Source organism: Pseudochelatococcus lubricantis, from assembly GCF_011762225.1.
Taxonomy (GTDB): Bacteria; Pseudomonadota; Alphaproteobacteria; order Rhizobiales; family Beijerinckiaceae; genus Pseudochelatococcus; species Pseudochelatococcus lubricantis.
This window is the reverse complement of the sequence record NZ_JAASQI010000001.1, coordinates 688,712-715,304: the sequence shown is the minus strand read 5'-3', so window position 1 is coordinate 715,304 and position 26,593 is coordinate 688,712. Positions and strand designations below refer to the sequence as shown.

Genomic DNA, 26,593 nt, shown 5'->3' with positions numbered 1-26,593 from the left:
TGGCGTATTTTACATTGCTTTATCAGCTTTTTTGTTCCTTTTAAGGATATCGTCATGCCCACGATCGCCGCCGCAAGCTATATTCCCAACCTGAGCGAAGCGCAGCTCTCGGCTTTGCTTTCCGGCTCCGACGCCACTGCCGGGGCCAGCCTGTACAAGTTGGCCGCCAACGCCGCCGCCGGCGACGCCGACAGCATTGAGCTGCTGCTGAATCTGTCCGCGCGGGCCGACGCCATCGGCGACGAAGCCGAATCGATCCTGTTCAATCTCTTCTCCGGCCGGGCGGAAGGCAGGAGCGGCATCGCCGATCTCGTGGCCGCGGATGCCCTGCGCTTTTACGAACGCAACAAGGATTTGCGCGGCAAGGGCAAACTGTCTCCGGAAACCGCGGACAAGCTCACGACGCCATCCGCGCTTCTCTATCTGGCAGGCGCCGGCGCGGCGCAGATCAACGCGGCCGCAACACGTTCTGAAATCGCCAGCGTGCTCGGTCAAGATGCCATTCTCGATACCGTCTTCCCCCTGCTGCCGTCGGGCCGGCGGGATGATCCGTGGAGTCACAACAGATTCCTGTCAAGCATCGAGGTGGACACGGCGATCGCCGCGCTGGCGAACGATAACGCCAACCAGGGTGACGTCTCGGCGCTCGGCGCCACCGAGATCGGTTATCTCGACATCAATGCACTGCTCGACGAACTGTCGAAAAGCGACAGGCCTATATTCGTACCCCTCAACGACGACGACCACTGGATGAGTCTCGTTGTTTACAAAGATGAGACCAGCACGCCCCGCGCAGTCTTTTTCAGCTCAAGAACGGGTTACTACGAGGGCCGCGAGCTTGCTTCGGGCCAGCGGGCGCCGGGCGTCAAGGCCCCCCTGCTCAATGCGCTGGCGGCCCTTGGAATCAAGGAAAACAGCATCACGGTCATCGAACAGGACATGCAGGACAATGTGCCCGACGGCTGCGGGCTGTTCACCGTGGAGGCGTTCTGGCGCGTGTCGGAAGGGGTGCGAATGGGAATGCCCCCCGCGGACGCCCTGCATGATCTCGTCGACGACTTCGTCGATATACCAGCCGAAGAGCAGGCCCGCTTCAATATCGATGCACGGCGGCAGATCCACGGCACCCTGCTCGCTTCCATGCAAATGCACGGGCAGTAAAGCCGCCGCCATCCCGGCGGCGGGACATCATCCCCGCCGCTTGGCGATCGCGTCAAATGCCTGCAGCCCGGCCAGCAATGTCTCCAACTGGCTGAGCGGCACCATGTTGGGGCCGTCGGAAGGCGCGGCGTCCGGATTCTCGTGGGTTTCGATGAATACACCCGCGACACCGACTGCAACCGCCGCGCGAGCCAGCACCGGCACGAAACGCCTTTCACCGCCCGTCGAAGCGCCCTGCCCGCCCGGCTGCTGCACGGAATGGGTGGCGTCGAAGATCACCGGCGCGCCAGTCGTCTCGGCCATGATGGGCAGTGCGCGCATGTCGCTGACCAGCGTGTTGTAGCCGAAGGAAACACCACGCTCCGTCACCAGCACGTTGGGATTGCCGCTCTGCGTTATCTTGGCGGCAACGTGGCGCATGTCCCAGGGGGCAAGGAACTGGCCTTTCTTGACATTCACCGCCCGCCCCGTCTGCGCGGCCGCGACCAGAAGATCGGTCTGGCGGCAGAGGAAGGCCGGAATTTGCAGCACATCCACCGCCTCTGCCACGGGCGCGCATTGCTCCGGCAGGTGAACGTCGGTGAGCACCGGCAGGCCGAGCGTTTCGCGGATCTCCGCGAAGATCGGCAGCGCCTCCGCAAGGCCCACGCCGCGCGCGGCCTTGATGGAGGTGCGGTTCGCCTTGTCGAACGACGTCTTGAACACCACGCCGATGCCGAGCCGCCCCGCGATCTCCCTGATCGCGGTGGCCACTTCCAGCGCATGCGCGCGGCTCTCAAGCTGGCACGGTCCCGCGATCAGCGCCAGCGGCAGTTCGTTGCCGAACCGGACAGCCCCTGCCCCTTCGCCGACGGTGACGATCGTCTGTTCGCCCTGTGCGTGCGTGTCGCTCAACTCATCGCTCCCGAAATCTGTCAGATCGCCATGCAGGCCGAGTTGGCGATGCCCGCCGTCAGCGATACCGCACCCAGAAACGTCGCCGCCGCGACCTCGCCATCCGCGATACGGCGCGTCAGGTCGGGGATGACGAGCCGGGCGAAGCCATAAGCGAGGATCTGCACGACGATGGCGATGAGCCCCCACACCACCAGATCGACGACGGTGCTGGTGTTGACGATGGCGCTGGACAGCGGCAGCGCGAAGCCGATGAGGCTCAGCCCCAGCGACAGCGCCGCCGAGACGACGTTCCGCCTGATCAGCGTGAACTCGTTATGGGACGTCGCGAAAGTATAGATGAGCAGATACAGGCCGACGAGAAACGTCGCGATGATGAAATCGATCAGAAAATCGATGAACTGTCCCAGCGTCGTTACCATCGCCGCCAATCCCCCGCTGCCACCGCTTTCGCATACCACGGAAGGGGTGCTGCATACCAGCGCCCCGGTTGTCTCGTCAAACCAGCCGGCTTTGCTTGAGCGCCGCCTCGATGAAACTTCTGAACAGCGGGTGTGGCGCGAAGGGGCGCGACTTCAGTTCCGGATGGAACTGCACGCCGACGAACCAGGGATGGTCCATCCGCTCCACGATCTCCGGCAGCAGGCCGTCCGGCGACACGCCCGAGAAGCGCAGGCCCGCCGCCTCCAGCCGCTCGCGATAGTCCATGTTGACTTCATAGCGATGACGATGACGCTCGGAAATCTCCATCGATCCGTAGATTTCCGCCACCCGGCTGTCCGGCGCGAGTTCCGCCTTGTAGGCGCCGAGGCGCATGGTGCCGCCAAGGTCGCTGTCCGCGCGGCGCACCTCACGCAGGTTGCCCTTCGCCCATTCCGTCAGCAGGCCGACGACGGGCTCGCTCGTGGGGCCGAATTCCGTGGAATTGGCCTCCTCGATACCCGCCAGCGACCGCGCGGCCTCGATCACCGCCATCTGCATGCCGAAGCAGATGCCGAAATAGGGCACGTTGTGCTCGCGGGCGAAGCTCACCGCCTTGATCTTGCCCTCCGCCCCGCGCTGGCCGAAACCGCCCGGAACGAGAATGCCGTTGACGTGTTCGAGGAAAGGCGCGGGGTCCTCCCGCTCGAAGATCTCGCTCTCGATCCAGTCCAGGTTGACCTTCACCCGGTTGGCGATGCCGCCGTGGGTGAGCGCTTCGATAAGCGACTTGTAGGCATCCTTGAGGCCGGTATACTTGCCGACGACGGCAATGGTCACCTCGCCTTCGGGGTTCTTGACCCGCTCGGAAATCGCCTTCCAGGCGCTGATGTCGGGCTCCGGCGAGCCCTCCATGCCGAAAGCGGCCAGCACCTCGTTGTCGAGCCCCTCCGCGTGGTAGGCGATCGGCACATCGTAGATGGAAGCTGCGTCGCAGGCCTCGATCACCGCGCTCTCGCGCACGTTGCAGAACAGTGAAAGCTTGCGCCGCTCCTCCACGGGGATCGGCCGGTCCGTGCGGCAGAGCAGGATATGCGGCTGGATGCCGATGGAGCGAAGCTCCGCCACCGAATGCTGGGTCGGCTTCGTCTTCAGCTCACCTGCGGCCGGGATATAGGGCAGCAGCGTCAGATGCATGAACACGGCATGGTTGCGCGGCAGTTCCTGGCCGAGCTGGCGAATCGCCTCCAGGAACGGCAGGCTTTCGATGTCGCCGACCGTGCCGCCGATCTCCACCAGCACGAAGTCGACATCGTCGTTGCCGTCGAGAACGAAGTCCTTGATGGCATTGGTGACGTGCGGAATGACCTGGATGGTGGCGCCCAGATATTCGCCCCGGCGCTCCTTCGTCAGGATATCGAGATACAACCTGCCGGTGGTGACGTTGTCGTCGCGCGTGCAGGGGCGGCCGGTGAAGCGCTCGTAATGGCCGAGATCGAGGTCGGTCTCGGCGCCGTCGTCCGTCACGAACACCTCACCGTGCTGGTAAGGGCTCATCGTGCCCGGATCGACATTGAGATAGGGGTCGAGCTTGCGCAGCCGCACGCGGTATCCGCGCGATTGCAGCAAGGCACCCAGCGCCGCCGACGCGAGGCCCTTCCCCAGGGAAGAAACGACACCACCAGTGATGAAAACGTACCGCGCCATGGAGACTCTCAATCCCCTCCCGTCGAAAAAGACCGATAGGGCAGCGGACGGAAAACCGAAATCACGCCGTCGCTCTATCTCTTCGCATACGCATCAAATCCCCCGGAAACGGCACCCGTTTCGTGATTTGACATTCCGGAGCGCTTTCCGATCAACCGCAAACATCCGATCGACGGAAACTCGCTCAAAAATCAAAAACTCGCAGATCGCTTCCCGATCTAAGCGCAACGTATTCCCTTGTCACGCCATTTGGAACGCATACCAGACCGACCCAAAGAGAAAGGGCCGGAGTTCCGGCCCTCGTTTGCGGAGGCTACCGTTTCACCGGCAGTCCCTTACTCTGCATTCGGCACCTGCGGCCCGCTCGGAACGGCGGGCGCTGGCGCGGACGGCGCCTCAAGTTGCTGCAACTGCTGGAGCCGCTGGAAACCGCTGTCGCCGCTGGGAGCACCGGACGGAGCGGTCGCGCCGCCCGTGGCGCCATCGAAGATGGACCCCGGCGCCGTCTGCCGGCCGGCGAGAATCGTCAGGCCGAGGCTCGTCAGAAAGAACAGGGCGGCCAGAATGGCGGTGGTGCGGGTGAGCACGTTGGCCTGCCCGCGACCGGTCATGAAGCCCGCGCCGCTGCCTCCGCCGCCCATGCCAAGGCCGCCACCTTCGGAGCGCTGCAGCAGCACGACGCCGACGAGTGCCAGCACAATAACGAGATGAACGACGATCAGAACGCTTTGCATATCATAACCCAGACGAGCCACATTTCAGGCATACGCCCCCGCCGGCGGAAGCGGCGCACGGATACCGGAAGCAGGCTGTAACATAAACATCGTGTGACCGCAAAGAAAGGGGCGGTGCGATTTTCGCGTTTCCCCGCTTTTCCGGTCAGCGGTAATAATCAGCTATGGCAAGGAAATCGGCGGCTTCCAGGCTCGCGCCACCCACCAATGCACCGTCGACATGGCTCACCGACAGCAGGTCGAAGGCATTGTCGGGCTTGACGGAACCGCCGTAGAGGATGCGAATCGCCGCCCCGGCCTCGCCATAGCGCTCGACGAGCGCCGCGCGGATCGCCGCATGCACCTCCGCCACCTGCGCGGGCGTCGGCGTCAGCCCCGTGCCGATGGCCCAGACGGGCTCATACGCCACGACGAGATCGTCGCCGTTCGCCGTCTCGGGCAGCGAGCCGGCAAGCTGCGCGCGCACCACGTCGAGGGCGTTGCCGCCCTCGCGCTGCCCGCGGGTTTCGCCGACGCAAACGACCGGTGTCAGCCACGCATCGCGCGCGGCGAGCGCCTTGGCACGCACGACCGCGTCCGTCTCGCCGTGGTCGGCGCGCCGCTCGGAATGGCCGACAATCACGTAGGAGGCACCGGCGTCCGCAAGCTGCGGCGCGGAGACATCGCCCGTGTGCGCGCCGGACGCCTTGACGTGGCAATCCTGACCGCCGACCGAGACGCCCGAGCCGACCGCCACCACGCCGAAGGTGACGGTGAGCGTGGCGGGCGGGCAGATCAGAAGCTCGACCTTGCTGCGCAGCGCCGCGTCATAGCCCTGAATGATCGCCGCAAAAACCCGCGCCGACAGCTTGTTGCCGTTCATCTTCCAGTTGCCCGCGACGAGCGGGCGCGGGCGCGCCGATGTCATGCCATCCCTCTTCAAAAGCGTTTCTTCCACCAACGATGCATACGGAAACGTGCTTGCAAATCCGTTCCCTGCAGCCTGCACCTTAGCCACGATCGCGGCACCGTGTCACCCTGTATATCGCGCCGGCGCGCTACCGCAAGACCGTCGCCCGCACCCACCACGCGGGATGCAGCCGCTGCAGTTCCCGGCTGGCGAGCGCCGCGCGGCTGCGGGTGTCGAACAGGCCGAACACCGTGGCGCCGGAGCCCGACATACGCGCCAGGCGGCACCCCGGCCGCGCGCGCAGCGCCGCCAGCACATCCGCGATGACAGGCGCGATCCGCAGCGCCGGCGATTCGAGATCGTTCCGCGTCTCCCGCAGCAGCGACCACAGCGCCTCCGGCGTCGGAGCGGCAGACACAAGCGGATGCGCGCCGCTCGCGGCATCCTCCCCCGGCGCAAGCCCGAGCGCGCGAAAAACCGCCGGCGTGGAAACGGCCACACCCGGATTGACCAGCACGGCGGGAAGCGCCGGCAGATGCAGGGGCGGCCCCACGATTTCCCCCGTCCCCGCCATCCGCCGCGCGCGCGGGTCGAGACAGACGGGAACGTCCGACCCGCTGGCGCGCGCCGCCTCCAGCAACCGGGAATCATCGGCCGGAATGCCATTGAGTTCAGCCAGCAGACGTAGCGCTGCCGCCGCATCGGACGAACCGCCGCCGACACCGGCCGCGACGGGCAACCGCTTCGTCAGGCGAAACGCACCCGCCCGCAGCGCGGAGCAGCGCTGCTGCAGGGCGCGTGCCGCCATGAGAACCAGATTGTCGGCAACATCGCCGGAAGCCTGCGCCGTGGGGCCTTCGACGGACAGGGAAAGCGCATCGCCCGGCGTGAGGCGCAGCCGGTCGCCGAAACCCGCGAATGCCACGAGGCTGTCGAGCGCATGGAAGCCGTCTGCGCGCCGCCCGAGAATGTGGAGCGACAGATTGACCTTGGCGGGAGCGCGCGCGACGAGCGCCCCGCCGGCCATCCACCGCCCCCCCGCTTGCAGGCCATTCACCTGTCGGGAGCTTCCGACGGCACGGCGGGCGCCGGGGCCGGAGTGCCGGCGGGCACGGGCGCATCCTGCTTCGGCTTCCCTTCGCCGGCGGGCGCCGTCTCCGTCTCGGCCTTGATCACCTTGTCCGCCTTCTGCGGCGCGCTGGCGTCGGGCGCGCAGGTATCCTTTTCGTCGGGAAGCCCGTTCTTGATCTTTTCGAGAATCTTGGGCAGCTCTTCCGGCTCCGGATTGAGATCGCGCGCGTGGTTCCACTGGAACACGGCCTCGATGCGCCGGCCCACGCGCCAGTAGGCATCGCCCAGATGATCGTTGACGACGGATTCGGACGGCTTCAGTTCGATAGCGCGCTCAAGCTCCCGCACCGCGTCCTCGTAGCGGCCGAGCTTGTAATAGGCCCAGGCCAGGCTGTCGGCGATGTAGCCGTCGCGCGGCTTCAGCTCGACGGCGCGCTTGAGCATGTCGAACGCCTCGTCGATGTTCTCATTGCGGTCGACCCAGGAATAGCCGAGATAGTTCAGGATCAGCGCCCGGTCGCTGCCGATGCCTTCCCCGCCGAGTTCCAGCGCCCTCTTCAGGTCCGCCTCGGCCTTGGGCCATTGCTTCGACCGCTCGTAGGCGACGCCGCGGAAGTAATACAGCATCCAGTGGCTGGAGTCGGGCTTGCCCGCCTGCGCGATGGCGCGGCTATACGTCTCCGCCGATTCGGCATAGAACTTGCGCGCCTGCTGCACGCCGCCCAGCGCCGACAGCACGTCGATGTCGTCGGGCTGGCGTTCCAGCACCTTCTTCAGATAGGCGATGGCGTCGTCGTGGCGTTCGAGCGCGTTGAGTGCGCCGGCGATCTGGATATCCGCGCTCGTGCGCAGCGGCGACTTGGCCGGCACCTTGTCGAAAGCGTCGATGGCGGCCTCATGCAGCTTCAGGCGCGACAGAATGTCGCCTCGCGTCATGGAGGCCAGCGCGTGCTCCGGATCGAGATGGAGTGCGAGGTTGAGGTAGATGAGCCCGGCCACCTCATCGCCCTGCCCGTTGCCGGCGGCGCCGAGGCCGTAGAGCACCTCCGCCGCGCCCTGCTGCGGCGTGGAGACGAGCGGCGCAAGCTTGCGTCCGGCCGCGAGTTCGGCCAGCGCATGACGCACAACGGGATGGCGCGGCAGCAGCGAATCGAACCGCTCGTAAACCGCCCGCGCCTCGTCCGGCTTGCCGCGATAGGAAAGAACCCGCCCGAAGGCGTCGACGACCCGCAGCGTCGTGCCTTCCGCGCTGTGGGCGGCGCGCAGCCGATCCTCGCCCTGCCGCGCGCTGCCGAGATAGGTCGCGATCAGGCCGGCGTGAAAGTCGCGGAATACGTTATAGACGCTCTCGCCGGTGAGATTGTCGACGGTGCCGACCGCCTCGGCGAAGTTCTTCGATCCGGCCCAGCTCCATGCGTTCAGCAGCGTGGCGGTGATGTCGGCCGACCGCCCGCGCCCGCCCCGGTTGAAGAAACGGCGCGCGGTGACGTACTGCTTCTTCTGCAGGGCTTCGACGCCGAGCACCAGTTGCGCCAGCCCGTTGTTACGATCCGTGCGTGCGACGTCGCGCGCCAGCGCGATGGCCTCCGGCATCGAGCCGTTGGCGAGAAAGGCGACGAAACCGCGCTCGCGCAGATCGGGATTGCGCGGATCGGCCTTCAGCGACTCGCGGAAATAGACCGCCGCCGCCCGCGTATCGCGCGAGGCGCCGGCGATGATCGCCGCCAGGAAATTGCCGTCGAGGGTTTCGGCAGGGGCGTAATCCGGCAGGATATCGTCGATAACGGACGTGCGCGCCAACGAGGGACCGACGCCGGCCCCGGACAGGACAGACACGAGCAAAGCGAGGCGCGCCACGCTTTCCAGGCGCGCGAAGCGCGCAAGGCGCGCAAGAGACATACCAGCCACCGGCAAATTCCCCGATCACGAATCCGGCCTGATACCGGTTCGAACAGTCTCTGCCAGAATGGCCCTTTCCGCGCCTGCGAGCAAGACGTCGCCGGTGCATCGCACGAAATTGTGGTGAGCGCGCCTTTAACGCCGCAAGCTCACGCTGGCGCAGGTGTCCTTCCGGATGCCTCGTTTTCGGGCAGTGCCGATAACGCCGCCGGACGGGGGCCGCCGTTCGCCCAGTCCAGCAGCTCGACCGTGTGCACCACCGGCACGGTTTCCCCCGCGACGGTGAAACCCTGCCCGATCTGGGTCATGCAGCCGATGTTGCCGGTGGCGACGATCCCGGCGCCGGTTTTCCTGATGTTGCCGATTTTGCGGTCGCGCAGCTGCTGCGCGATTTCCGGCTGCAGCATGTTGTAGGCGCCGGCCGAACCGCAGCAGATATGCCCTTCCGGCACGTCCTTCACCGTGAAGCCCGCCTTCCTGAGCAGGTTCTTCGGCTCGTCGCGGATCTGCTGGCCGTGCTGCATCGAGCAGGCGGAATGGTAGGCGACACTGAGCCCGCGCGTGCCGGGCTGCCAGTCGATCTTCAGCGCCGTGAGATATTCGGTGATGTCCTTCGCCAGCGCCGACACCCTCGCCGCCTTCCCGGCCCATTCCGGATCGTCCCGGAACATGAAGCCGTAGTCCTTGATCGTCGTGCCGCAGCCGGATGCCGTGACGATGATCGCGTCGAGCCCGTCGCCGTCGATCTCGCGCGTCCAGGCGTCGATGGTCTGGCGGGCGAGCGTATGCGCCTGGCTCTCGCGCCCCATATGGTGCACCAGGGCGCCGCAGCAACCTTCCTCTGCCAGCACGACCTCGATGCCGTTGCGTGTCAGCAGCCGGATGGTGGCAGCGTTGATGCCGGGGTCGAGCACCGGCTGCGCACATCCGCCAAGCAGCGCCACCCGCCCCCGGCGCTCGCCGATGGCCGGGATGACGCGCCGCCCGGCCGCATCATTGTCGGCCTCGGGCAGCCGGACCGGCGCCAGCGCGAGCATCGCCGAAAGCCTTCGGCCGACGCCCGGCACGCGCGCAATGACCCCGGCGAATGGCCGCGCCAGCGCGGAGGCCCGCAGGGCGAGGCGGAAGCGGTCACGGTAGGGCAGAACGGCGGCGATCAACGCGCGCACGAGCCTGTCGGCGAGGGGGCGTTTCCACGTCTGCTCGATATGAGCGCGGGCGTGGTCAACCAGATGCATGTAATGCACGCCCGACGGGCAGGTCGTCATGCACGACAGGCAGGAAAGGCAGCGGTCGACATGCTTGACCACCGGCGCCGTGGCGGGCTTGCCGCTCTCCAGCATGTCCTTGATCAGATAGATGCGCCCGCGCGGCGAATCCGCCTCGTCGCCGAGCAGCAGATAGGTCGGGCAGGTGGCCGTGCAGAAGCCGCAATGCACGCAGGTGCGCAGGATGCTCTCCGATTCGCGCATCTGCGGCGAATCGAGCTGTTCGGGACGGAAATGCGTCTGCATCGTTCAAACTCCCGCCGTCATGCGGCCCGGCTCCAGCACGCCTTCCGGATCGAAGGCACGCTTCAGTTCCCGGCTGAGGCGCGCCAACGGTTCGGGCTGCGGCTGGAAAACGGACACCGCCGCGCGCACCTCGACCGGCGCGCGCATCAGCGTGGCGTGGCCGCCATGCTGCGCCACCGCCGCGCGGACCGCCTTCTCGCCCGCATCCTCGCCGGCCGGCGTCGACAGCCAGACGAGCCCGCCGCTCCAGTCGTAGAAATGGATCGCCTCGCGCTGGGCTTTCACCGCCGCCACGATGTCCGGCCCCCGCGCCGGCGCCGCGGAAATGCGCCACACCGCCCGCTCCCGCGGCTCCGCGACCGGCGCGGCATCGCGCACGCGGGACCAGACCAGGCGGCTGTCGTCGCCTTCCAGCAGCGAGTGGCCGCCGAAGGGCGCGAGCCTTTCGCCCAGCGCCGCGACTCTGTGGCGCACGGAAAAAGCCGAGCCCTCCAGCCGCAGCAGCGTCAGCGCCGGCTGCGGTTGCCCGCCGTCGTGCCAACCCTCGGGCAGATGCGCCGCGCCGCTGACGCCATAGGGCGAGCCCATGGCGTCGCACAGCGCCGCCACGCCCCGCCGGTCATCGAGCCCGGCGAGCGCCAGCGTGATCTCGGCCTCGGGAACCGGCAGCACCTTGAAGGTCACCTCGGTCAGGAAGCCGAGCGTGCCCCATGATCCAGCCAGCAGCTTGACGAAGTCGAGACCGGTGACGTTCTTCATCACCCGGCCGCCGGATTTCACGATTTCGCCGCGCCCGTTGACGAACCGCACGCCGATCAGGCTGTCGCGGCAGGCGCCCGCCATGATGCGGCGCGGGCCCGACCAGTTGGCGGCGACGATGCCACCGATGGTCTGCTCGCCGTCCGTTCCCATCAGCAGCGCCGGCTCCGGCGGCTCGAACGTCAGCCGCTGCCCGCGCGCGGCCAGCACCCGCGCCACGTCGACGAGCCGCGTGCCGGCGCGCGCCGCGATCACCATCTCGGAGGGCTCATAAAGCGTGATGCCCTGGAGGCCGAGCGAGGTCAGGCAGTGCCCCGCGTTGCCCGGCCTGCCGATCCCCGCCTTCGTGCCGCTTCCCGCCAGCGCCAGCGGCGAGTGCGCCGCCTGCGCCTGCCTGATGACATCCGCCGCTTCCGCCTCGGACGCGGGCGCGTAAACCGTCATGCGTTCCATCCCGATGTGCTTGCGTTATTGTGCCGTGAGCCGCCCGTCGAGCGGAAAAACCTTGGCCGGGTTGAGCAGCCAGCGCGGATCGAAGACTGCCCGCGCCCGCATCTGCTGCTCCAGATCGGCGCGATTGTACTGATAGGTCATCAGGTCGCGCTTCTCGATGCCGACGCCGTGCTCGCCGGTGAGGCAGCCGCCCACGTCCACGCACAGCTTCAGGATTTCCGCGCCCGCCTTCTCCGCCCGCTCCAGATCGCCGGGCTTGGCGACGTCGTAGAGGATGAGCGGGTGCAGGTTACCGTCACCGGCGTGGAAGATGTTGGCGACGCCGAGGCCGTTTTCCGCGCAGATTTCGGCGATGCGCCGCAGCACCAGCGAGAGCTGGCCCGTGGGGATGGTGCCGTCCATGCACAGATAGTCGGCGATGCGCCCCATCGCGCCGAAGGCCGACTTGCGCCCCTTCCAGATCGCCGCGCTCTCCGCAGCGGACTGGGAAACCCGGATCGCCAGCGGATCGAACGTACGGGCGATGGCCTCGATCTTCGCCAGTTCGTCCTCGATTTCCTCTTCCGATCCTTCCACCTCGACGATGAGCATCGCCTCCGCGCCGGTGGGATAGCCCGCCTTGGCGAAATCCTCGCAGATGCGGATGGCAGGGCCGTCCATGAATTCGAGCGCCACGGGAATGATGCCGGCGGCGATGATCGCCGTGACGCACGCGCCCGCCGTCTCGCTCGACGAAAAGCCGATCAGCAGCGGCCGCGCGCCTTCCGCCATGGGCAGGATGCGCACCGTCGCCTCCGTCACGAGGCCGAGCTGGCCCTCCGCACCCGTGAGCAGGCCGAGCAGGTCGTAGCCGGCCGCGTCGAGATGATCGCCGCCGATCTCGACGACGGTGCCGTCCATCAGCACGAGCTTCACGCCCATCAGATTGTTGGTGGTCACGCCGTACTTCAGGCAATGGGCGCCGCCGGAGTTCATGGCGATATTGCCAGCGATGGTGCAGGCGAGCTGGCTGGACGGATCGGGCGCGTAGAAGAAGCCCTCGGCCGCGACTTCCTGGCTGATGGCGAGATTGGTGATGCCGGCCTCGACGCGCGCGGTCCTGTTGGCGTAATCGACATCGAGCACCCGGCGCATTTTCGAGACGCCGATCACCACCGAATCGGGGGCCGGGATCGCGCCGCCGGCGAGCGACGTGCCCGCTCCCCGCGGCACGATCTTGATGCCCTCGCGGTTGCAATAGGCCATCACCGCCGCGGCTTCCTCCGTCGAGGACGGCAGCACGACGGCGAGCGGCACCTGCCGGTAGGCGGCGAGCGCATCCGTCTCGAAGGCACGCCGCTCGTCCTCGCTCGTGATCAGCGCGTCCGGCGCGACGAGCCGCGCGAGATCGGCCCAGATGGCCTCGCGGCGCGCCAGTATGGCGGGGTCTGGTTCGGGAAAGGCAATCGAGGCCATGACGGTTCACCGTTTCCAACGCACCTGCCGACCGGATGGAAGCACCCGATCGCTCGGAAGTCGCGTCAATAAGGGATCGCAGACACGGACGCGGCCGAGTCTGGAACGCTTCGAACAATGAACAGCGCCCGCCCGCGCAAGTCAATGCACGGACGGGCGACAGACCTTTGACGAAATCGCACTATTGAGTGTCAGGGCGCGACGGGCACCGGGGCGGGGGCAGGCGGGGCAGCAGCGGGCTGCACGCCCGGGGCGCCGCCGGCGGGCGCCGCTTCCATGCCGACGAGGGCGATTTTCAGATAGCCGGAGGCGCGCAGGAGGTTCATCACCTCCATCAGTTCGCCGTAGGCGACTTCCTTGTCGGCGCGCAGGAAGATGCGCTCCTCGCGGTTGTTCTGCGTGAGGCGGTCGAGTTCGGCCTGCAGCACCTCGCGTTGCACGGCCTGCTCGCCCACGGAAAGCGTGAGATCGCTCTGTACCGTCAGGTACAACGGCTTGTCGGGCCGCTGCTGCGGCGTCGCGTTGGAGGCCGGCAGGTCGACCTGCACGTCCACCGTCGACAGCGGCGCAGCGACCATGAAGATGATCAGCAGCACGAGCATCACGTCGATGAACGGGGTAACGTTGATCTCGTGGTTTTCGGAGAGGTCGTCCCCCTCCTGCAGACGTCCCGCCATCGCGCCTACTCCGCCGCCGAACGCAGCGGGGCGACGTGCCCGCCGCCCGCCTGCCCGTTCCGGTGCCGGTTCGCCGCGTTACGGTCGAGATCGCGCGACAGATGCCGCAGCACCTCCGCCGATGCATCGCCCAGCAGCGCCTTGTAGCCGCTGATCGAACGCGCGAAGACGTTGTACACGATCACCGCCGGAATGGCCGCGACGAGGCCGATGGCCGTGGCGAGCAGCGCCTCGGCGATGCCGGGGGCCACCACGGCGAGGTTCGTCGTGTTCGACTTCGCGATGCCGATGAACGAGTTCATGATGCCCCACACCGTGCCGAACAGACCAACGAACGGCGCTGTCGAGCCGATGGTGGCGAGCACGCCCGTGCCGACGCTCATGCGCCGCCCTGCCCGCGCCTCGATGCGCGACAGCAGGATTTCCGCGCGCTCCTTGATGCCCCCGGCCGGCAGGTCGCCCGAGCGCTGCGCCTCGTCGAGCGCCCCGCGCACGAACTGCGCCACCGTGCCGCTGCCGCCGCGCCCGACACGGAACGCAGCCTCCGCCTCATTCAGGGTCTGGGAGCGCTTCACGATCTCGTGACCGGCACGCACCCTGCGGCGCGCGACGAAGAGTTCGAGGCTTTTCGCGACCCACACCGTCCACGTCACCAGCGAAGCGAACACGAGGCCGAGCATCACCGCCTTCACGACGATATCCGCCTGAAGGAACATGCCCCACGGCGAAAGATCGTGCAGACCCCCTTCGCCCTCCGGCGGCGTCAGCGACGGCAGGTCGGGCAGCAATTCGGTGCCGGGCAGGCTGCTGCCAGCCGCTTCCGGAACAGCGCTCTGCTGGGCATCCGGCGAAATCGGCTGCGGCGCGGCCGGTGCAGTGCCATCGGTCACGGAGCCCGCCGGAGCATCGCTGGCCGCGGGTTGGGGCGCTCCGGCCACCGGGGCCGGCTGCTGGGCGACGGGCACCTCGGGCGGCGACACGGCGGGAACCTGGCCCTGCGGCTGGCCCTGCGTCGCGCCCTGCCCTTGCGTTGTGCCCTGCGCAGGCGTTTCGGACGTGGGCGCCGCCGTTTGCCCCCACGCCTGAGATGCCAGCAGTGACGAAACCTGCAGCGCGACTGCAATCGCCAACATCGGAACGAGGCGGCGCGCGATCGTTCTGCAGGCAACGGAAGAGCGCAAAGCCGGAACGGTAGCCATCGGATCGGTTCTCACTTCATGTTTCATGAGAGCGCCGCCGCCTTCCACCGAGCCGCGCGCACGCCCCCTCACTTCCTGTTGTCCCGCTCTTTCAAACCGGAAAAGCGGCATTCGCCTTTCCCGCGACTGCTCCAGGCGGCGGAACACCCCCGCAACACGAAAAGCGGTCCCTTTCGCTCTCGCCAGGGGCCGCATATTCTTCTGTCCGGAGTCTTGAAACCTGGTCTCTGTCATCCACATGCGCGCTTTGTACGCTCCGCGCGCGCCTTGTTCAACAACGATCTATTTTAACTATTCCAATATAAAAACAAATATCACGCAGCTGGCAACGATTTTCTATGCTCTATTATCAATTGCGGGACATATATACAGTTTCACACGCTTCTATTGCCTATCGCGAAAGAAATTTCACGGATAAACTTTCTCTTTATGAAGAAAATATAAAACATAGACATTTCTTATAACGCCATTCCGGATCAGCGGACAAGAAATCGCAGCCGTATCGCCGACCGCTCTCTTTGCTCATACATCGAACCGGGCCAGAAAACGGGAACCCACTTTTGACGCGATGCTCCGGCTCCTGCTCATTCCGCCACCCAGCACGCAGCTGAAAAACGCGGCGAAGGCATGGTCACGATAAATTTGCCGGGCAGCAAAATGCGACAGCCTGCAAACGTTGTTTATTCGCCGGCCGCTTTACCTTATAAGCACGCGATCAACCGCACCCTACCCGGGAACGACAATCATGCACCGCCTCGTTTCACTGCTTTCCATCGCCCTCGTTGCGGGCTCGCTCGCCGGCTGCGCGGGCATGACGCTGACGCCGCAACAGCGCGCGGAGCGTCAGCTTGGCGTGCCCGAGTACGTGCAGGTGCAGACGCGCCGCCCGCCGATCGGCAGCACCCTGCGGTAAGCGCCTGCCATGCGGGACAGACTTCAGGCGAAGAGTTCCGGCCGCCTCAGCCGCAGCGCCTGCACGGTTGCGTAGCTTTTCAGGTCTGAAAGCGCGCCGCTGTCCGCCAGCGCCGCGAGTTGTGTGAGCGGCAACTCCACGACGGTGATGCCCTCGTTCTCTTCGGCGAGCCCGCCACCCGCCGCCACGCGGTCCGCCTGCGCGTAGGGCGCGAGGTAGAGCGCGATACGCTCCGTCGATATGCCCGGCATCGGCCAGGCGTCGACGACGTGGTCCAGCGCGCCGAGCCGCAGGCCGCCTTCCTCCATGGCCTCGCGGCGCACGCAGGCCTCGCGCGTTTCATCGTCCTCCAGACCGCCGGCGATGATCTCCAGCAGTGCCGTGTCGCCGGACACAAGGTGGACCGGCGGTCGGAACTGGCTGACCATGAGCGCGACGCGCCGTTCGGGATCGTAGGCGAGCACGGCCACGGCCGCGCCGTGATCCTCGATCTCCCGGCGGATGATCTGCCCGTCGGGGAGCCGGATGGTCGCGATCATGAAGCGGCCCCAGCCCTCGTGGACGATCTTGGTGTCGGTGATCTCGAAGGCCATCGGTCAGCGCCGCCTGGCCAGCGCGCCCTCGACATCGCGGACCGCGCCACGTGCCGCCGAGGTGGTCATCGCCGCATAGGCCCTGAGCGCCGCCGAAACGTTGCGCTTGCGCGGCCCCGGGTGCCATGCGTCCGGCCCGCGTGCCTCCATCTGCGCACGCCGACGGGCGAGTTCCTCGTCCGGGATGGCGAGGTGGATGCGCCGCGCCGGGATGTCGATCTCGATGATGTCGCCTTCCTCCACCAGCCCGATGGCGCCGCCCTCCGCCGCCTCCGGCGAGACGTGACCGATGGACAGGCCCGATGAACCGCCCGAGAAGCGCCCGTCCGTGATCAGCGCGCAAGCCTTGCCGAGCCCCTTCGATTTCAGGTAGCTCGTCGGGTAGAGCATTTCCTGCATGCCCGGGCCGCCGCGCGGGCCTTCATAGCGAATGAGCACGATATCGCCCTTGCTGATGCGCCCGCGCAGGATGGCGTCCACCGCAGCATCCTGGCTCTCGAAAATTCGCGCCGGTCCGGAAAATACCAGAATCGATTCGTCGACGCCCGCCGTCTTCACGATGCAGCCTTCTTCCGCCAGATTGCCGTAGAGCACCGCAAGGCCACCGTCCTTCGAGAAGGCGTGCTCGGCGTTGCGGATGACACCCGTCTCGCGGTCGGCGTCGAGTTCCTCCCAGCGGCTCGCCTGGCTGAAGGCAACCTGCGTCGGCACCCCGCCGGGAGCGGCGCGGTAGAATTCGCGCACCGACTCGCTGTTAGCGCGGGTGATGTCCCAGCGGTCGATGGCGTGCCCCAGCGTCGGGCTGTGAACGGTCGGCAGATCGGTCTCCAGCAAACCCGCCCGGTCCAGCTCGCCCAGAATGGCGAAGATGCCGCCGGCGCGGTGAACGTCTTCCATATGCACGTTGCCAACCGCGGGCGCGACCTTGCAGAGCACCGGCACGCGGCGCGAGAGCCGGTCGATGTCGGCCATGGTGAAATCGACCCCCGCCTCGTTGGCGGCGGCAAGCAGATGCAGCACCGTGTTGGTCGACCCGCCCATGGAGATGTCGAGCGCCATGGCGTTCTCGAACGCGGCGAGCGTGGCGATGGAGCGCGGCAGCACACTCTCGTCGTCCTGCTCGTAGTAGCGGCGCGCCAGGTCTACGATCAGGTGTCCGGCCTCGACGAACAGGCGCCTGCGGTCGGCGTGGGTGGCGAGCGTCGAGCCGTTGCCCGGCAGCGAGAGCCCCAGCGCCTCCGTGAGGCAGTTCATCGAGTTGGCGGTGAACATGCCCGAGCACGAGCCGCAGGTCGGGCAGGCGGAACGCTCAATGGCCTGCACATCCTCGTCGGACACGCTGTCGTCAGCGGCGGCGACCATCGCGTCGACCAGATCGAGCGCCTTCACCTTGCCGCTCAGGACGACCTTGCCCGCCTCCATCGGCCCGCCGGAAACGAACACGGCGGGAATGTTGAGCCGCAGCGCCGCCATCAGCATGCCGGGCGTGATCTTGTCGCAGTTCGAAATGCACACCATCGCGTCGGCGCAATGGGCGTTGACCATGTACTCGACCGAATCCGCGATGATCTCGCGCGAGGGCAGGCTGTAGAGCATGCCGTCGTGGCCCATGGCGATGCCGTCGTCGACGGCGATCGTGTTGAACTCCTTCGCCACGCCGCCCGCCTGCTCGATCTCCCGCGCGACGAGCTGGCCGAGGTCCTTCAGATGTACGTGTCCCGGAACGAACTGCGTGAACGAGTTGACGACGGCGATGATCGGCTTGCCGAAGTCGCCGTCTTTCATGCCCGTGGCGCGCCACAGACCCCGCGCGCCCGCCATGTTGCGGCCGTGCGTGGTGGTTCGGGAACGATATGCTGGCATCCTGACCTCTTCAAAGACATCGCAATCGGACCGGCGCTACGGCCATGCGGGACGCCGCGCCGACCTCCTCCAAAGGTGCCGCCCGCTGACGGCCGGCACCTGAAACTTTATTGTCTATATCATTTCCATGCGTAACACCATCAGCCCCGGCCTTTGGCCGATGCCGACGCATACCGCACAAACGACGCGCAGACCTGATAAGGAACGAAACGGCATGAACGAACATGACAGCCATGCATGACGATCATGCATTTCGCCGCGCCGCCTGATCCTTTTCATTTGTTGCGCACGTCAACCCGCGCGGGCACGCCGCTCCGTCAGATTGCTCAGTCCGTCAGTTCCCATGTCACCGTGACGGAAGCACGGAATTCCTGCTCGCCGGCTTCGACAGGCACCGGCGCCGCCTTGGCCGAGAACGCATCGGCGCGCGCCGCCTGGAGCTGGAAGGCGCGCGGCTGCGGTCGTCCGAAGGAACCGCCGTCGATGGCGATGACCTTGCCGAGCTTCACACCCGCTGCCTGCGCGAAGATATCCGCCTTGCGCCGCGCATCCTCGACGGCCTGCGCGCGTGCCTTGTCAAGCAGCGGCGCGTCATCCGCCACGTCGAAGCTGATGCCGCCGATCTGGTTGGAGCCGGTGGCGATGGCCGTGTCGAGAATGCCGCCGAGCTTGCCGAGGTCGCGCACGCGCACCGTCAGCGTATTGCGCACCTCGTATCCGTCGATACGCGGCGCCTCGCTGCCGCCGTTCTTCGGATAGACGTAGCGCGGCTGCACGGAAAAGCCGTTCGTCGCCAGGTCGCGCTGCTCGATACCCGCCTCCTTGAACGCCGCGACCACCGCGCCGGTTGCCGCCGTGTTCTCCCTCGTCGCGTCGCTCGCGTTCTTGCCCTGTGTCACCACGCCGACAATGACGCTGGCGATGTCCGGCACGGCCTGCACGACGCCCTCGCCGGAAACCGTCAGCACGCGCGGAGGCTCGCTCCGGCCGCCGGCGGTCTGCGCCTTCGCGGCCAGCGGCAGCGCCACGAGCCCCGCGAGCACGCCGCCCGCGAACGCGGCCGCTGCCGCCTGGCGGGCGAATCGACGGCCCGGGGTGAGCTTCTGAGAAAAGGTCATGCGTGCGTTCCTCCTGGAAAAGCGCCTGTACCAGCGCCCGAACGTCCGTTCCGGCGCATCATGATGCAGAAAGATTACCGCGTCATCACGAATGCGGCCATCATGCGCGGCATTCGGGCGGGCATAAGGCGCGCGCCGCGGCCATCCGCCGCCTTTTCCAACCATGCTCCGAATTGCGATATTTCTGCCGCTTTGCTCCGGTTTCTGGAACCCGCTTGCCGGCAAACGGATGCATCGGCAACCAATCCGTGGCATGGATGGCGGCACCAGACCGATGCCCGCTCACCTGCCCCAACCCACGGAACGACGATGAGCACCTACCGCCTCGACCGCCTGCTTGCCCCCCAATCAATTGTCATCGTTGCCGATACGGAAGCCGATGCCGGCCTGGTCTGCAGGATCGCGGGCAATCTCGACGCAAGCCAGTTCTCGGGCAAGCGCGGCTTCGTCGGCCCGCACCCGCCCGCGGCCGTCGACGGCTTCGAGAAGGCCGAAACGCTCGATGCGCTCTCCTTCGTGCCGGATCTCGCCATCGTCGTCTCGCCGCGCGCCGCCGTGCTGAAGCGGGTGCAGGAAGCCGGCGCGCGCGGCGTGAGCGGCGCCGTCATCGTCGCCGACCGGTTTGAGGCAGACACGGACGGCAAGACGCTCTTCGGCGAGATCGAGGCGGCCGCGCGCCGCCACAGCCTGCGGCTGATCGGGCCCAACAGCATCGGCCTCCTCTCTCCCCACGCCCACCTCAACGCCAGCCTCGCCGGCAGCCCAGCCCAGCCGGGCGACCTCGCTCTGATCACGCAGTCCGGCGCACTGGCGGCCGGCGTGATCGAATGGGCGCACCAGCACGATGTCGGCTTCTCGGGCGTCGTCTCCATCGGCGACCAGATCGACGTCGACTTCGGCGACATGCTCGATTATTTCGCGCTGGAGCGGCACACCCGCGCCATCCTGCTCTATGTCGAATCGGTGCAGGACGCGCGCAAGTTCATGTCGGCGGCGCGTCTGGCCGCGCGCGCCAAGCCGGTGGTGGTCATCAAGTCCGGCCGTCACAGGCAGCATCCCCACACGGCGGAGACCCACACTGCGGCGCTCGCCGGGCCGGACGCCGTCTACGACGCCGCCTTCCGCCGCGCCGGCCTGCTGCGCGTCATCGACCTTGACGAGCTGTTCTCCGCCGCCGAAACCCTGGGGCGCGTTCGCCCCTTCCCCGGCAAGCGGCTGGCGATCGTCACCAACGGCGGCGGCATCGCCTCGCTCACCGTGGACCGGCTGATCGACTTCGGCGGCGCCATCGCCTCGCTCTCGCCCGCGACGCTCGAAGCCCTCGACGCCGCCCTGCCGGAGCACTGGTCGCGCACCAACCCGATCGATCTCGGCGGCGACGCGGACGGGCCGCGCTACGTCACCGCCCTCGACCACGTGCTCGCGGACCGCGCCAACGACGGCGTGCTGGTGCTCAACGTGCCGCTCGGCCCCGCCTCCTCGCTCGATGTGGCGCGTGCCGTCGTCGACACGGCCGCCGCCTATCGCCGCCAGCGCCATTCCGCCAAGCCGGTACTGACCGTCTGGTACGGCGACCGGGCGGAAGTGGGCAAGCTGTTCGACGCCGCGCGCATCCCCAACTATTCCAACGAGGCGGAGGCGGTGCGCGGCTTCACGCATCTGGTGCGCTATCGCGAGGCGCTCGGCGAGCTGATGGAGACGCCGCCGAGTCTGCCGGCCGACTTCCAGCCCGACACGCAGGCGGCGCGGGCCGTTGTCGACGAGGTGCTGGCAGCGGGGCGCACGTGGCTCGATCCGCTGGAAGTGGGGCGGCTGTTCGACGCCTACCAGATCCCGATCACGCCGGCGCGGCTTGCGCGCGATGCCGACGACGCGGTTGCCGCCGCCGGGCACTTCTTTGCGGAGGGCCTGCCGGTCGCCGTCAAGATCCTCTCGCCGGATGTGGTGCACAAATCCGACATCGGCGGTGTGCGTCTCAACCTCGCCAACGAGGGCGCGGTGCGCGAGGCGGCGAACGACATTCTGGAACGCGCCGCCCGCCTGCGGCCCGAGGCACGCATCACGGGCCTCACCGTTCATCCGATGATGATCCGCCCCAAGACGCGCGAGCTGATCGCCGGCATCGCGGACGATCCGGTGTTCGGCCCCGTCATTGTGTTCGGGCGCGGCGGCACGGCGGTCGAGGTCATCAACGACAAGGCGCTCGCCCTTCCCCCGCTCGATCTGCGGCTTGCCGAGGACCTCATCGCCCGCACGCGCGTCTCGCGCCGCCTCAAGGCCTATCGCGACGTGCCCGCGGCCGACGAGCAGGCGGTGGCGCTCACGCTCGTCAAGCTGGCGCAGCTGGCCGCCGACCTGCCGGAGGTGCGCGAGATCGACATCAACCCGCTGCTCGCCGATCACACCGGCGTCATCGCCGTCGACGGGCGGGTGAAGGTGGCCGCGACGGCGCACGCGAAGGGCCCGTCCGGTCATCCGCGCTTCGCAATCCGCCCCTATCCGCAGGAATGGGAGCGCCGCACCACTCTTTCGGACGGCACGCCGATCCTGCTGCGGCCCGTGCGCCCGGAGGACGAGGAGATGTTCCGCACTTTCCTCACCCGCGTGACGCCGGACGACCTGAGGCTGCGCTTCTTCACGCCGATCAAGGATTTCAGCCATGCCTTCATCGCCCGGCTGACGCAGCTCGACTACGGCCGCGCCATGGCCTTCGTGGCGATCGACGAGGCCTCCGGCGACATGCTGGGCGCGGTGCGCCTGCATGCAGACGCCAACTACGAAGCCGGCGAATACGGCATCATGACCCGCACCGACATGCGCGGCAAGGGGCTTGGCTGGCTGTTGATGACCTCGATCATCGAATACGCGAAGGCCGAGGGTCTCAAGGCCATTGAGGGGCAGGTACTGCGCGAGAACACCATGATGCTCGCCATGTGCGCGCAGCTCGGATTCACCTCGCGCCCCGACCCGGACGACGCGGGCGTGCGGCTGGTCAAGCTGGAGGTGACGTAAAGACGCTTTCCGGCCTGTTCCGATACTTCATGCAGACCGCTGCCAGATACCGGCTGCTGCGAGGCATGTCGTGCCGGCCCCGGGTCACCACCGCACCGCATTCGCCCATGCCCGGAAAGGACAGAACCCGCACGCACCCCGCCCGGCCGATGCAGGCAGCGGGCGAAGTGGGCGCGAAAGCCCGCCCGGAGACAGTTTCAGCAAAAGTGAACGCCGCTTTTGCTGAAATTCTATAAAAACAAAATCATAGGCCGTCGTTGCATTTCAACGAAACGTAGAAATGGGCTGAAAGCGCGCCGGACCGTCATAGCCCGAGAGCGCCTTCCGGTCAGACGGAAATCATCCGGTCGCTAAAAACGCGCTCACCATCGAAGACTCATGGAGCACGATCCGATGTCTTCAGATCGGATCGTGCCCTGGCGCGTCAAACCGAAAAACGGTACCTTTTGGGTTGGATTTGATGCAGGAAACCAACGGATAGAGCGGCGGCACGCTTCCGGTTTCACGTCCGCCGCGCTGCAGCAGCGTCGCGCCTTATCCCTGCTTGGAATTCAGCGTGTCGTTGACGAGGTTGCACATCTCGTAGAGGGCATTGATATTGCCGCTCAGCGTTTCCTGCTGAACCTCCTTGTAGGCCTTTTCATCGGCTCCTTGCAGACCGGCGGGCGGTTTCGCCGGCATCCAGTGGGCAAGGTTGACGTGCGTCAGCGTCGGCATGTCGTTTTCCTTCCCCGGGAACACGACCTTGTATCGGGAGTTGATGAAGGCATCCTTGGAGGCCTTGAAGTGCTCTATGCGCGCCTTGATATCGTCCCGCATATAAAGGAGCTGGTTGACGGAAAGCCTGGAAAGATTGTCCTTCATGATGACGTCGGTCTTGGCAGCGGCATCGACCGCATCGCCCAGTTTACCGACACCGCTCGAGATGGTGATGTTCGCCGCCGGCGCCGTTACAGGCCGCGTCGATATGACATGAAGGAGTTTTCCGTCCCGCGCCCTGGCCACCTCGTCATTCCGCCAGAAAGCCTTGAAACCCTCCCATATGCCCCCCAGGCCACCGGTGACCCGCGTATTCTTCGCGCGTCCCCAGTCGCCGCCATTGACCTGGGCCTCAATCCGGCTGGCGAGGATATTTCCCGCCCTCAGGTCGACCGCATTGCCGGAAATCTTTTGCCCCGTGTTGTTGTAAGATGGATTTTTCAGGATGACGAACTTGTGTGTGTTGTCGTTATTGTCGTCATATTCGCCGACGGCATAGGCATTCATATCGTCGGTCGGGCCATTGTCGAAATACGACTTGAGAGACCGTGCGATCCTGTCCTCATCGTATTTTTCCAGCAGGAGCCGCTTCTCCTTGAAACGATCCCCGGCCTCCACCGTGCCGAGGAACTCCTTGACATGTTCGAGATTCCCGGCGCGATCGGGATTTGCCTGCTCCGCATAGGCGCGATAAGCTTCCAGCAGCCCCCGATAGGCGATGCCGGCTTCATACCTCGCCATTTCGGCCCCCTTGCCACCGAACTTGATGCAAAGCGGTGTGCCGTCAATCAGCAGCTGCTTCTCCTGATTGAACCTCGGCGTGCCGGCGAGCTTATTTTTCAGTTTTTTCGCCATCCTGCCGGGACCGCTCAAAGATTCCAGAAGGTCCTTGACAGCGAGCAGACTGACCGGCTTTCCATCCCCTCCGGGGAGGTCTTCCCAGTGGAACAAGATCTTGTACGCCGGACGGGAGGAAGCATTGATTTCTTCGCTGCCGGCCCGCGGCCTGGAGGCCGCCCCTGCAGCTGCTGTCGGCTCCCCGGTCTGCGCCGGCGACACCGCCGGCATAACCGGCAACTCGTCGTCACCGTGAGACGGCTCACCACTATCAGGAAGCCGCGGCTGCGGACGGGAGGGCCCCACAAGACTCAAATCGCCGCCGCCGCGGACGCCGGGATGCCCCCGAACGGAATCGCTGGCAGTACGATTGAGCAATCCAGAATGCGAAACATTCACGTCCTCGGAAAACGACTGCGACGGAATGCCCTCACCCGGCGTCCGCCGGCCCTCTATGCCCGCCTGAACGCACACATCCTTCATCGCAACGGCATCCTGCTGCAACGGCTCACCCTGGGGGCCTGCCTGCGTGGCCTCCCCCCTTGTCTCGGTAGCCTGCCGCAACATCGCTATCATCGCCGCGGACTGCGCATCGATCTTAGCTAGCAGCTGCTGATACTCCCGATCCAGTTTTGCGAAGAGTTTTTCACCGGCGGCCTGCCGGGCCTTCCACCCCTGAAGCCCCCTCCCGCCATTCGCGGCATCGAGAACACCGTCAGCCGCGCGCGGCGATGCGGGTTGCGAGAGCGTCGCCCCGCCCTTTCTTTTCGTGAAGAAAGTGCCCGAATGCCGAACCTGAACGGACGTCTTGTCTTCGGCAAATTCGGAAAGAGAAACAGGAATAGAAATATGACTAACAGGAGAAAGAGGAGGTGTGATCATCTCAATAACCTTTCAAGCAATAAATGGCCAACATTAATGGCGATCCATTCAGCATCATAAACCTGTATATAAATTTTTATTTCGACCAACGGCAGCGATCCCAAAGCCACGAAACAAAGATGCGCCGCTGTTCAACGTCCTTGAAGAAAATCATAATACGACATTGTTGACGTGTATCTTGCTTAAATCAAGACACCTTTGTCTCAGCATCGACTCCGCCGGCAGGCTCCGTTAACGGGCCGCCGGAGGACAATCTTCGTCCGCTGGCGCGGCGGACAGAACCCTGGAACAGGCCGCCGCACCGCTCCTCGTTCAGGTAGCCGATGTATCCGGATCGCAGACCCGTTTCCGGTTCGACGCTTCGGCAAAACAGCCGGGCCGTCACGGCTTGCCGACGGCCCTGTCCTCTCACGACCGGGAGTTCAATACCCCGTTGACAAGGCCGAGCATTTCCTCGAGAGCGCCGATGTTGCCCTTCAGCACTTCCACCCGGACAGTCTTGTAGGCCTCCGAGAGGCCCCTCCAGGTATCGCCGGGCGCCGGCGGCATCCACCGGGCAGGGTTGATGTGCGCCAGCAGCGGCATGTCGTCTGCGTCGGCCGGGAACACGATCCTGTATACGGCGCCGATGAACGCATCTCCGGAGGCCTCGAGGTGCTTCTTGCGTGCCTCGATACTCTCCCGCAGATAACTGAGCTGGCTGGTAGAAAGCCCGGACAGGTTCTTCTTCATGACGGCATCGGCACTGGCCGCATCGCCGGGGCCGCTCGCAGTGACGGCGTTCGCTCCCGGCGGCGGCGTAACGTGAAGATACTTTCCGTCGCCTATCCTCGCCACGCCATCGCCCCCTACGGATACCCCGATACCCGCTATCATGCCAGCAGTCCGCGCCTTCACCACGCTCTCCAGGTCGCCGTTGAGGACCACGGCCTCGACATCGCTCGCGAGAACGTCCCCCGCCCGCAAATCGACCACGTTGCCCTTGATTCCCCGCCCGTTGTTATCGAAGGAAGGATTTTTCAGGATGGCGAACCCGTTCGCCTTGCCTTCCGCATCCTCGTATTCGCCGACGGCATAGGCGTTCAGCTCGTCGGCCGGGCCATTATCGAAATACGCCTTGAGAGACCACACGAGCGTATCCTCAGCATACCTCTCAAGTAGAAATTTCTTTGCCTCAAAATTATTACAGGCCATCAGCCCGTCAAGAAATTTCTTGATATGGCAAGCTTCTCCGAACAGACGAGGATCTGTATCCATACCAATTACTTTATATGTGTGAAGCAATTTCTGATACGCAAGACTGATTTTATACCTCATTATCTCACGCGGACAGCCAAATTTGATACAGATCGGCGTATCGTCGATCAGCAGCAGTTTCTCCCTGTCGGGTCCGATCTCCTCAACGCGCGCCCCGCCGAACATGCCCCTCAGCCGACCCACGATTTCGTCGAGATTGTCCGCACCTTTCAAACAGTCCGCGAGCTTTTCCGGAGAAAGAACCTTTCCATTGACATAGAGTGAGGAGTACGGCCCCGTATCCCGCCCGCGACATTCGTCCCAGCCGTACAAAGACTTGTATGCCGGGCCAGACTGACGGATCGGATGCGTAGCCTTCGCGATTTTCCCCGCCTCCACGCCGCCGATACCGGCCTGCGGAAATAGCACCGGAGGCTCATCGGGCACTTCGTCGGCAGGCACGGGCGGCGCATCGGCGACGACCGTCTGCACGGACGTTTCCTTCAACTCGGGACGCAGTGGCGGAACATCGGCGGCGACCGTCTGCG

Annotated in this window: 20 protein-coding genes; 3 read left to right on the top strand and 17 right to left on the bottom strand. The window is 65.9% G+C overall.

The annotated features are described in order from the left end of the window. Positions 1-54 precede the first annotated feature (54 nt). On the top strand, positions 55-1,161 hold the full coding sequence (locus tag FHS82_RS03050; RefSeq protein WP_166948535.1) for an ElaD/SseL family deubiquitinase: 1,107 nt from the start codon (positions 55-57) through the stop codon (positions 1,159-1,161). A 27-nt stretch (positions 1,162-1,188) separates the two neighbouring features. Here the strand turns inward: FHS82_RS03050 and kdsA are convergent, their stop codons facing one another. The 12 genes from kdsA to exbB form a co-directional block, all read right to left on the bottom strand. After that, on the bottom strand, positions 1,189-2,022 hold the full coding sequence (gene kdsA, locus FHS82_RS03045; protein WP_166948970.1) for a 3-deoxy-8-phosphooctulonate synthase: 834 nt from the start codon (positions 2,020-2,022) through the stop codon (positions 1,189-1,191). A gap of 53 nt (positions 2,023-2,075) precedes the next feature. Continuing rightward, positions 2,076-2,477: a DUF350 domain-containing protein gene (locus FHS82_RS03040; RefSeq protein WP_166948533.1), complete on the bottom strand. Its 402-nt coding sequence runs from the start codon at positions 2,475-2,477 to the stop codon at positions 2,076-2,078. Positions 2,478-2,553: 76 nt separating this feature from the next. Further along, positions 2,554-4,182 (bottom strand): CTP synthase, encoded by a 1,629-nt coding sequence (gene pyrG, locus FHS82_RS03035; RefSeq protein WP_166948531.1) that lies wholly within the window; start codon positions 4,180-4,182, stop codon positions 2,554-2,556. A 335-nt stretch (positions 4,183-4,517) separates the two neighbouring features. After that, positions 4,518-4,916: a preprotein translocase subunit SecG gene (secG, locus tag FHS82_RS03030; protein WP_166948529.1), complete on the bottom strand. Its 399-nt coding sequence runs from the start codon at positions 4,914-4,916 to the stop codon at positions 4,518-4,520. Positions 4,917-5,061: 145 nt separating this feature from the next. Beyond that, on the bottom strand, positions 5,062-5,823 hold the full coding sequence (gene tpiA / locus FHS82_RS03025; protein ID WP_166948527.1) for a triose-phosphate isomerase: 762 nt from the start codon (positions 5,821-5,823) through the stop codon (positions 5,062-5,064). A 130-nt stretch (positions 5,824-5,953) separates the two neighbouring features. Continuing rightward, entirely contained in the window at positions 5,954-6,832 is an 879-nt protein-coding gene (locus tag FHS82_RS03020; RefSeq protein ID WP_166948968.1) for a 4-(cytidine 5'-diphospho)-2-C-methyl-D-erythritol kinase, read from the bottom strand. A 26-nt stretch (positions 6,833-6,858) separates the two neighbouring features. After that, a complete protein-coding gene (locus FHS82_RS03015; protein WP_208394084.1) occupies positions 6,859-8,775 on the bottom strand; it encodes a tetratricopeptide repeat protein in 1,917 nt (638 codons plus the stop codon). Between the two features lie 149 nt (positions 8,776-8,924). Beyond that, complete coding sequence (glcF, locus tag FHS82_RS03010; RefSeq protein WP_166948525.1) at positions 8,925-10,289, bottom strand: glycolate oxidase subunit GlcF; 1,365 nt, start codon at positions 10,287-10,289, stop codon at positions 8,925-8,927. Between the two features lie 3 nt (positions 10,290-10,292). Next, positions 10,293-11,492: a glycolate oxidase subunit GlcE gene (gene glcE, locus FHS82_RS03005; RefSeq protein WP_166948523.1), complete on the bottom strand. Its 1,200-nt coding sequence runs from the start codon at positions 11,490-11,492 to the stop codon at positions 10,293-10,295. Between the two features lie 24 nt (positions 11,493-11,516). Then, entirely contained in the window at positions 11,517-12,956 is a 1,440-nt protein-coding gene (locus FHS82_RS03000; RefSeq protein ID WP_166948521.1) for an FAD-linked oxidase C-terminal domain-containing protein, read from the bottom strand. Between the two features lie 191 nt (positions 12,957-13,147). Next, on the bottom strand, positions 13,148-13,633 hold the full coding sequence (gene exbD / locus FHS82_RS02995) for a TonB system transport protein ExbD (RefSeq protein ID WP_166948519.1): 486 nt from the start codon (positions 13,631-13,633) through the stop codon (positions 13,148-13,150). 5 nt (positions 13,634-13,638) lie between these two features. Beyond that, complete coding sequence (gene exbB, locus FHS82_RS02990; RefSeq protein ID WP_246224987.1) at positions 13,639-14,832, bottom strand: tonB-system energizer ExbB; 1,194 nt, start codon at positions 14,830-14,832, stop codon at positions 13,639-13,641. A 745-nt stretch (positions 14,833-15,577) separates the two neighbouring features. Between exbB and FHS82_RS02985 the strand changes: the two genes are divergently transcribed. Further along, a complete protein-coding gene (locus FHS82_RS02985) occupies positions 15,578-15,745 on the top strand; it encodes a hypothetical protein (RefSeq protein ID WP_166948517.1) in 168 nt (55 codons plus the stop codon). A 23-nt stretch (positions 15,746-15,768) separates the two neighbouring features. Here FHS82_RS02985 and FHS82_RS02980 read toward each other — a convergent pair whose 3' ends face one another. The 3 genes from FHS82_RS02980 to FHS82_RS02970 all read right to left on the bottom strand — a co-directional run bounded on the left by FHS82_RS02980 (position 15,769) and on the right by FHS82_RS02970 (position 19,319). Further along, positions 15,769-16,338, bottom strand: a complete 570-nt coding sequence (locus FHS82_RS02980; protein ID WP_166948515.1) for an NUDIX domain-containing protein — start codon at positions 16,336-16,338, stop codon at positions 15,769-15,771. 3 nt (positions 16,339-16,341) lie between these two features. After that, on the bottom strand, positions 16,342-18,201 hold the full coding sequence (gene ilvD, locus FHS82_RS02975) for a dihydroxy-acid dehydratase (protein WP_166948513.1): 1,860 nt from the start codon (positions 18,199-18,201) through the stop codon (positions 16,342-16,344). Between the two features lie 326 nt (positions 18,202-18,527). Next, a complete protein-coding gene (locus tag FHS82_RS02970) occupies positions 18,528-19,319 on the bottom strand; it encodes an SIMPL domain-containing protein (RefSeq protein ID WP_166948511.1) in 792 nt (263 codons plus the stop codon). Between the two features lie 309 nt (positions 19,320-19,628). On the opposite strand from FHS82_RS02970, the gene FHS82_RS02965 reads away from it, so the two are divergent. Next, positions 19,629-22,331: a bifunctional acetate--CoA ligase family protein/GNAT family N-acetyltransferase gene (locus FHS82_RS02965; protein WP_166948508.1), complete on the top strand. Its 2,703-nt coding sequence runs from the start codon at positions 19,629-19,631 to the stop codon at positions 22,329-22,331. Between the two features lie 534 nt (positions 22,332-22,865). Here the strand turns inward: FHS82_RS02965 and FHS82_RS02960 are convergent. After that, entirely contained in the window at positions 22,866-24,809 is a 1,944-nt protein-coding gene (locus FHS82_RS02960; protein WP_166948505.1) for a hypothetical protein, read from the bottom strand. Between the two features lie 408 nt (positions 24,810-25,217). Next, positions 25,218-26,593: hypothetical protein (locus FHS82_RS02955; protein WP_208394047.1), on the bottom strand; the 1,376-nt coding region annotated here is incomplete at its 5' end.

Excerpts from the sequence above, each read along its gene's own strand:
- FHS82_RS02985 (WP_166948517.1), top strand. The coding sequence starts at position 15,578 with ATGCACCGCCTCGTTTCACTGCTTTCCATCGCCCTCGTTGCGGGCTCG.
- glcE (WP_166948523.1), bottom strand. The coding sequence starts at position 11,492 with ATGACGGTTTACGCGCCCGCGTCCGAGGCGGAAGCGGCGGATGTCATC.
- FHS82_RS03020 (WP_166948968.1), bottom strand. The coding sequence starts at position 6,832 with ATGGCCGGCGGGGCGCTCGTCGCGCGCGCTCCCGCCAAGGTCAATCTG.
- exbD (WP_166948519.1), bottom strand. The coding sequence starts at position 13,633 with ATGGCGGGACGTCTGCAGGAGGGGGACGACCTCTCCGAAAACCACGAG.
- FHS82_RS03040 (WP_166948533.1), bottom strand. The coding sequence starts at position 2,477 with ATGGTAACGACGCTGGGACAGTTCATCGATTTTCTGATCGATTTCATC.
- ilvD (WP_166948513.1), bottom strand. The coding sequence starts at position 18,201 with ATGCCAGCATATCGTTCCCGAACCACCACGCACGGCCGCAACATGGCG.
- FHS82_RS03050 (WP_166948535.1), top strand. The coding sequence starts at position 55 with ATGCCCACGATCGCCGCCGCAAGCTATATTCCCAACCTGAGCGAAGCG.
- FHS82_RS03000 (WP_166948521.1), bottom strand. The coding sequence starts at position 12,956 with ATGGCCTCGATTGCCTTTCCCGAACCAGACCCCGCCATACTGGCGCGC.
- exbB (WP_246224987.1), bottom strand. The coding sequence starts at position 14,832 with ATGGCTACCGTTCCGGCTTTGCGCTCTTCCGTTGCCTGCAGAACGATC.
- FHS82_RS03015 (WP_208394084.1), bottom strand. The coding sequence starts at position 8,775 with ATGTCTCTTGCGCGCCTTGCGCGCTTCGCGCGCCTGGAAAGCGTGGCG.
- glcF (WP_166948525.1), bottom strand. The coding sequence starts at position 10,289 with ATGCAGACGCATTTCCGTCCCGAACAGCTCGATTCGCCGCAGATGCGC.
- pyrG (WP_166948531.1), bottom strand. The coding sequence starts at position 4,182 with ATGGCGCGGTACGTTTTCATCACTGGTGGTGTCGTTTCTTCCCTGGGG.
- FHS82_RS02970 (WP_166948511.1), bottom strand. The coding sequence starts at position 19,319 with ATGACCTTTTCTCAGAAGCTCACCCCGGGCCGTCGATTCGCCCGCCAG.
- tpiA (WP_166948527.1), bottom strand. The coding sequence starts at position 5,823 with ATGACATCGGCGCGCCCGCGCCCGCTCGTCGCGGGCAACTGGAAGATG.
- FHS82_RS02960 (WP_166948505.1), bottom strand. The coding sequence starts at position 24,809 with ATGATCACACCTCCTCTTTCTCCTGTTAGTCATATTTCTATTCCTGTT.
- FHS82_RS02980 (WP_166948515.1), bottom strand. The coding sequence starts at position 16,338 with ATGGCCTTCGAGATCACCGACACCAAGATCGTCCACGAGGGCTGGGGC.
- FHS82_RS02965 (WP_166948508.1), top strand. The coding sequence starts at position 19,629 with ATGAGCACCTACCGCCTCGACCGCCTGCTTGCCCCCCAATCAATTGTC.
- secG (WP_166948529.1), bottom strand. The coding sequence starts at position 4,916 with ATGCAAAGCGTTCTGATCGTCGTTCATCTCGTTATTGTGCTGGCACTC.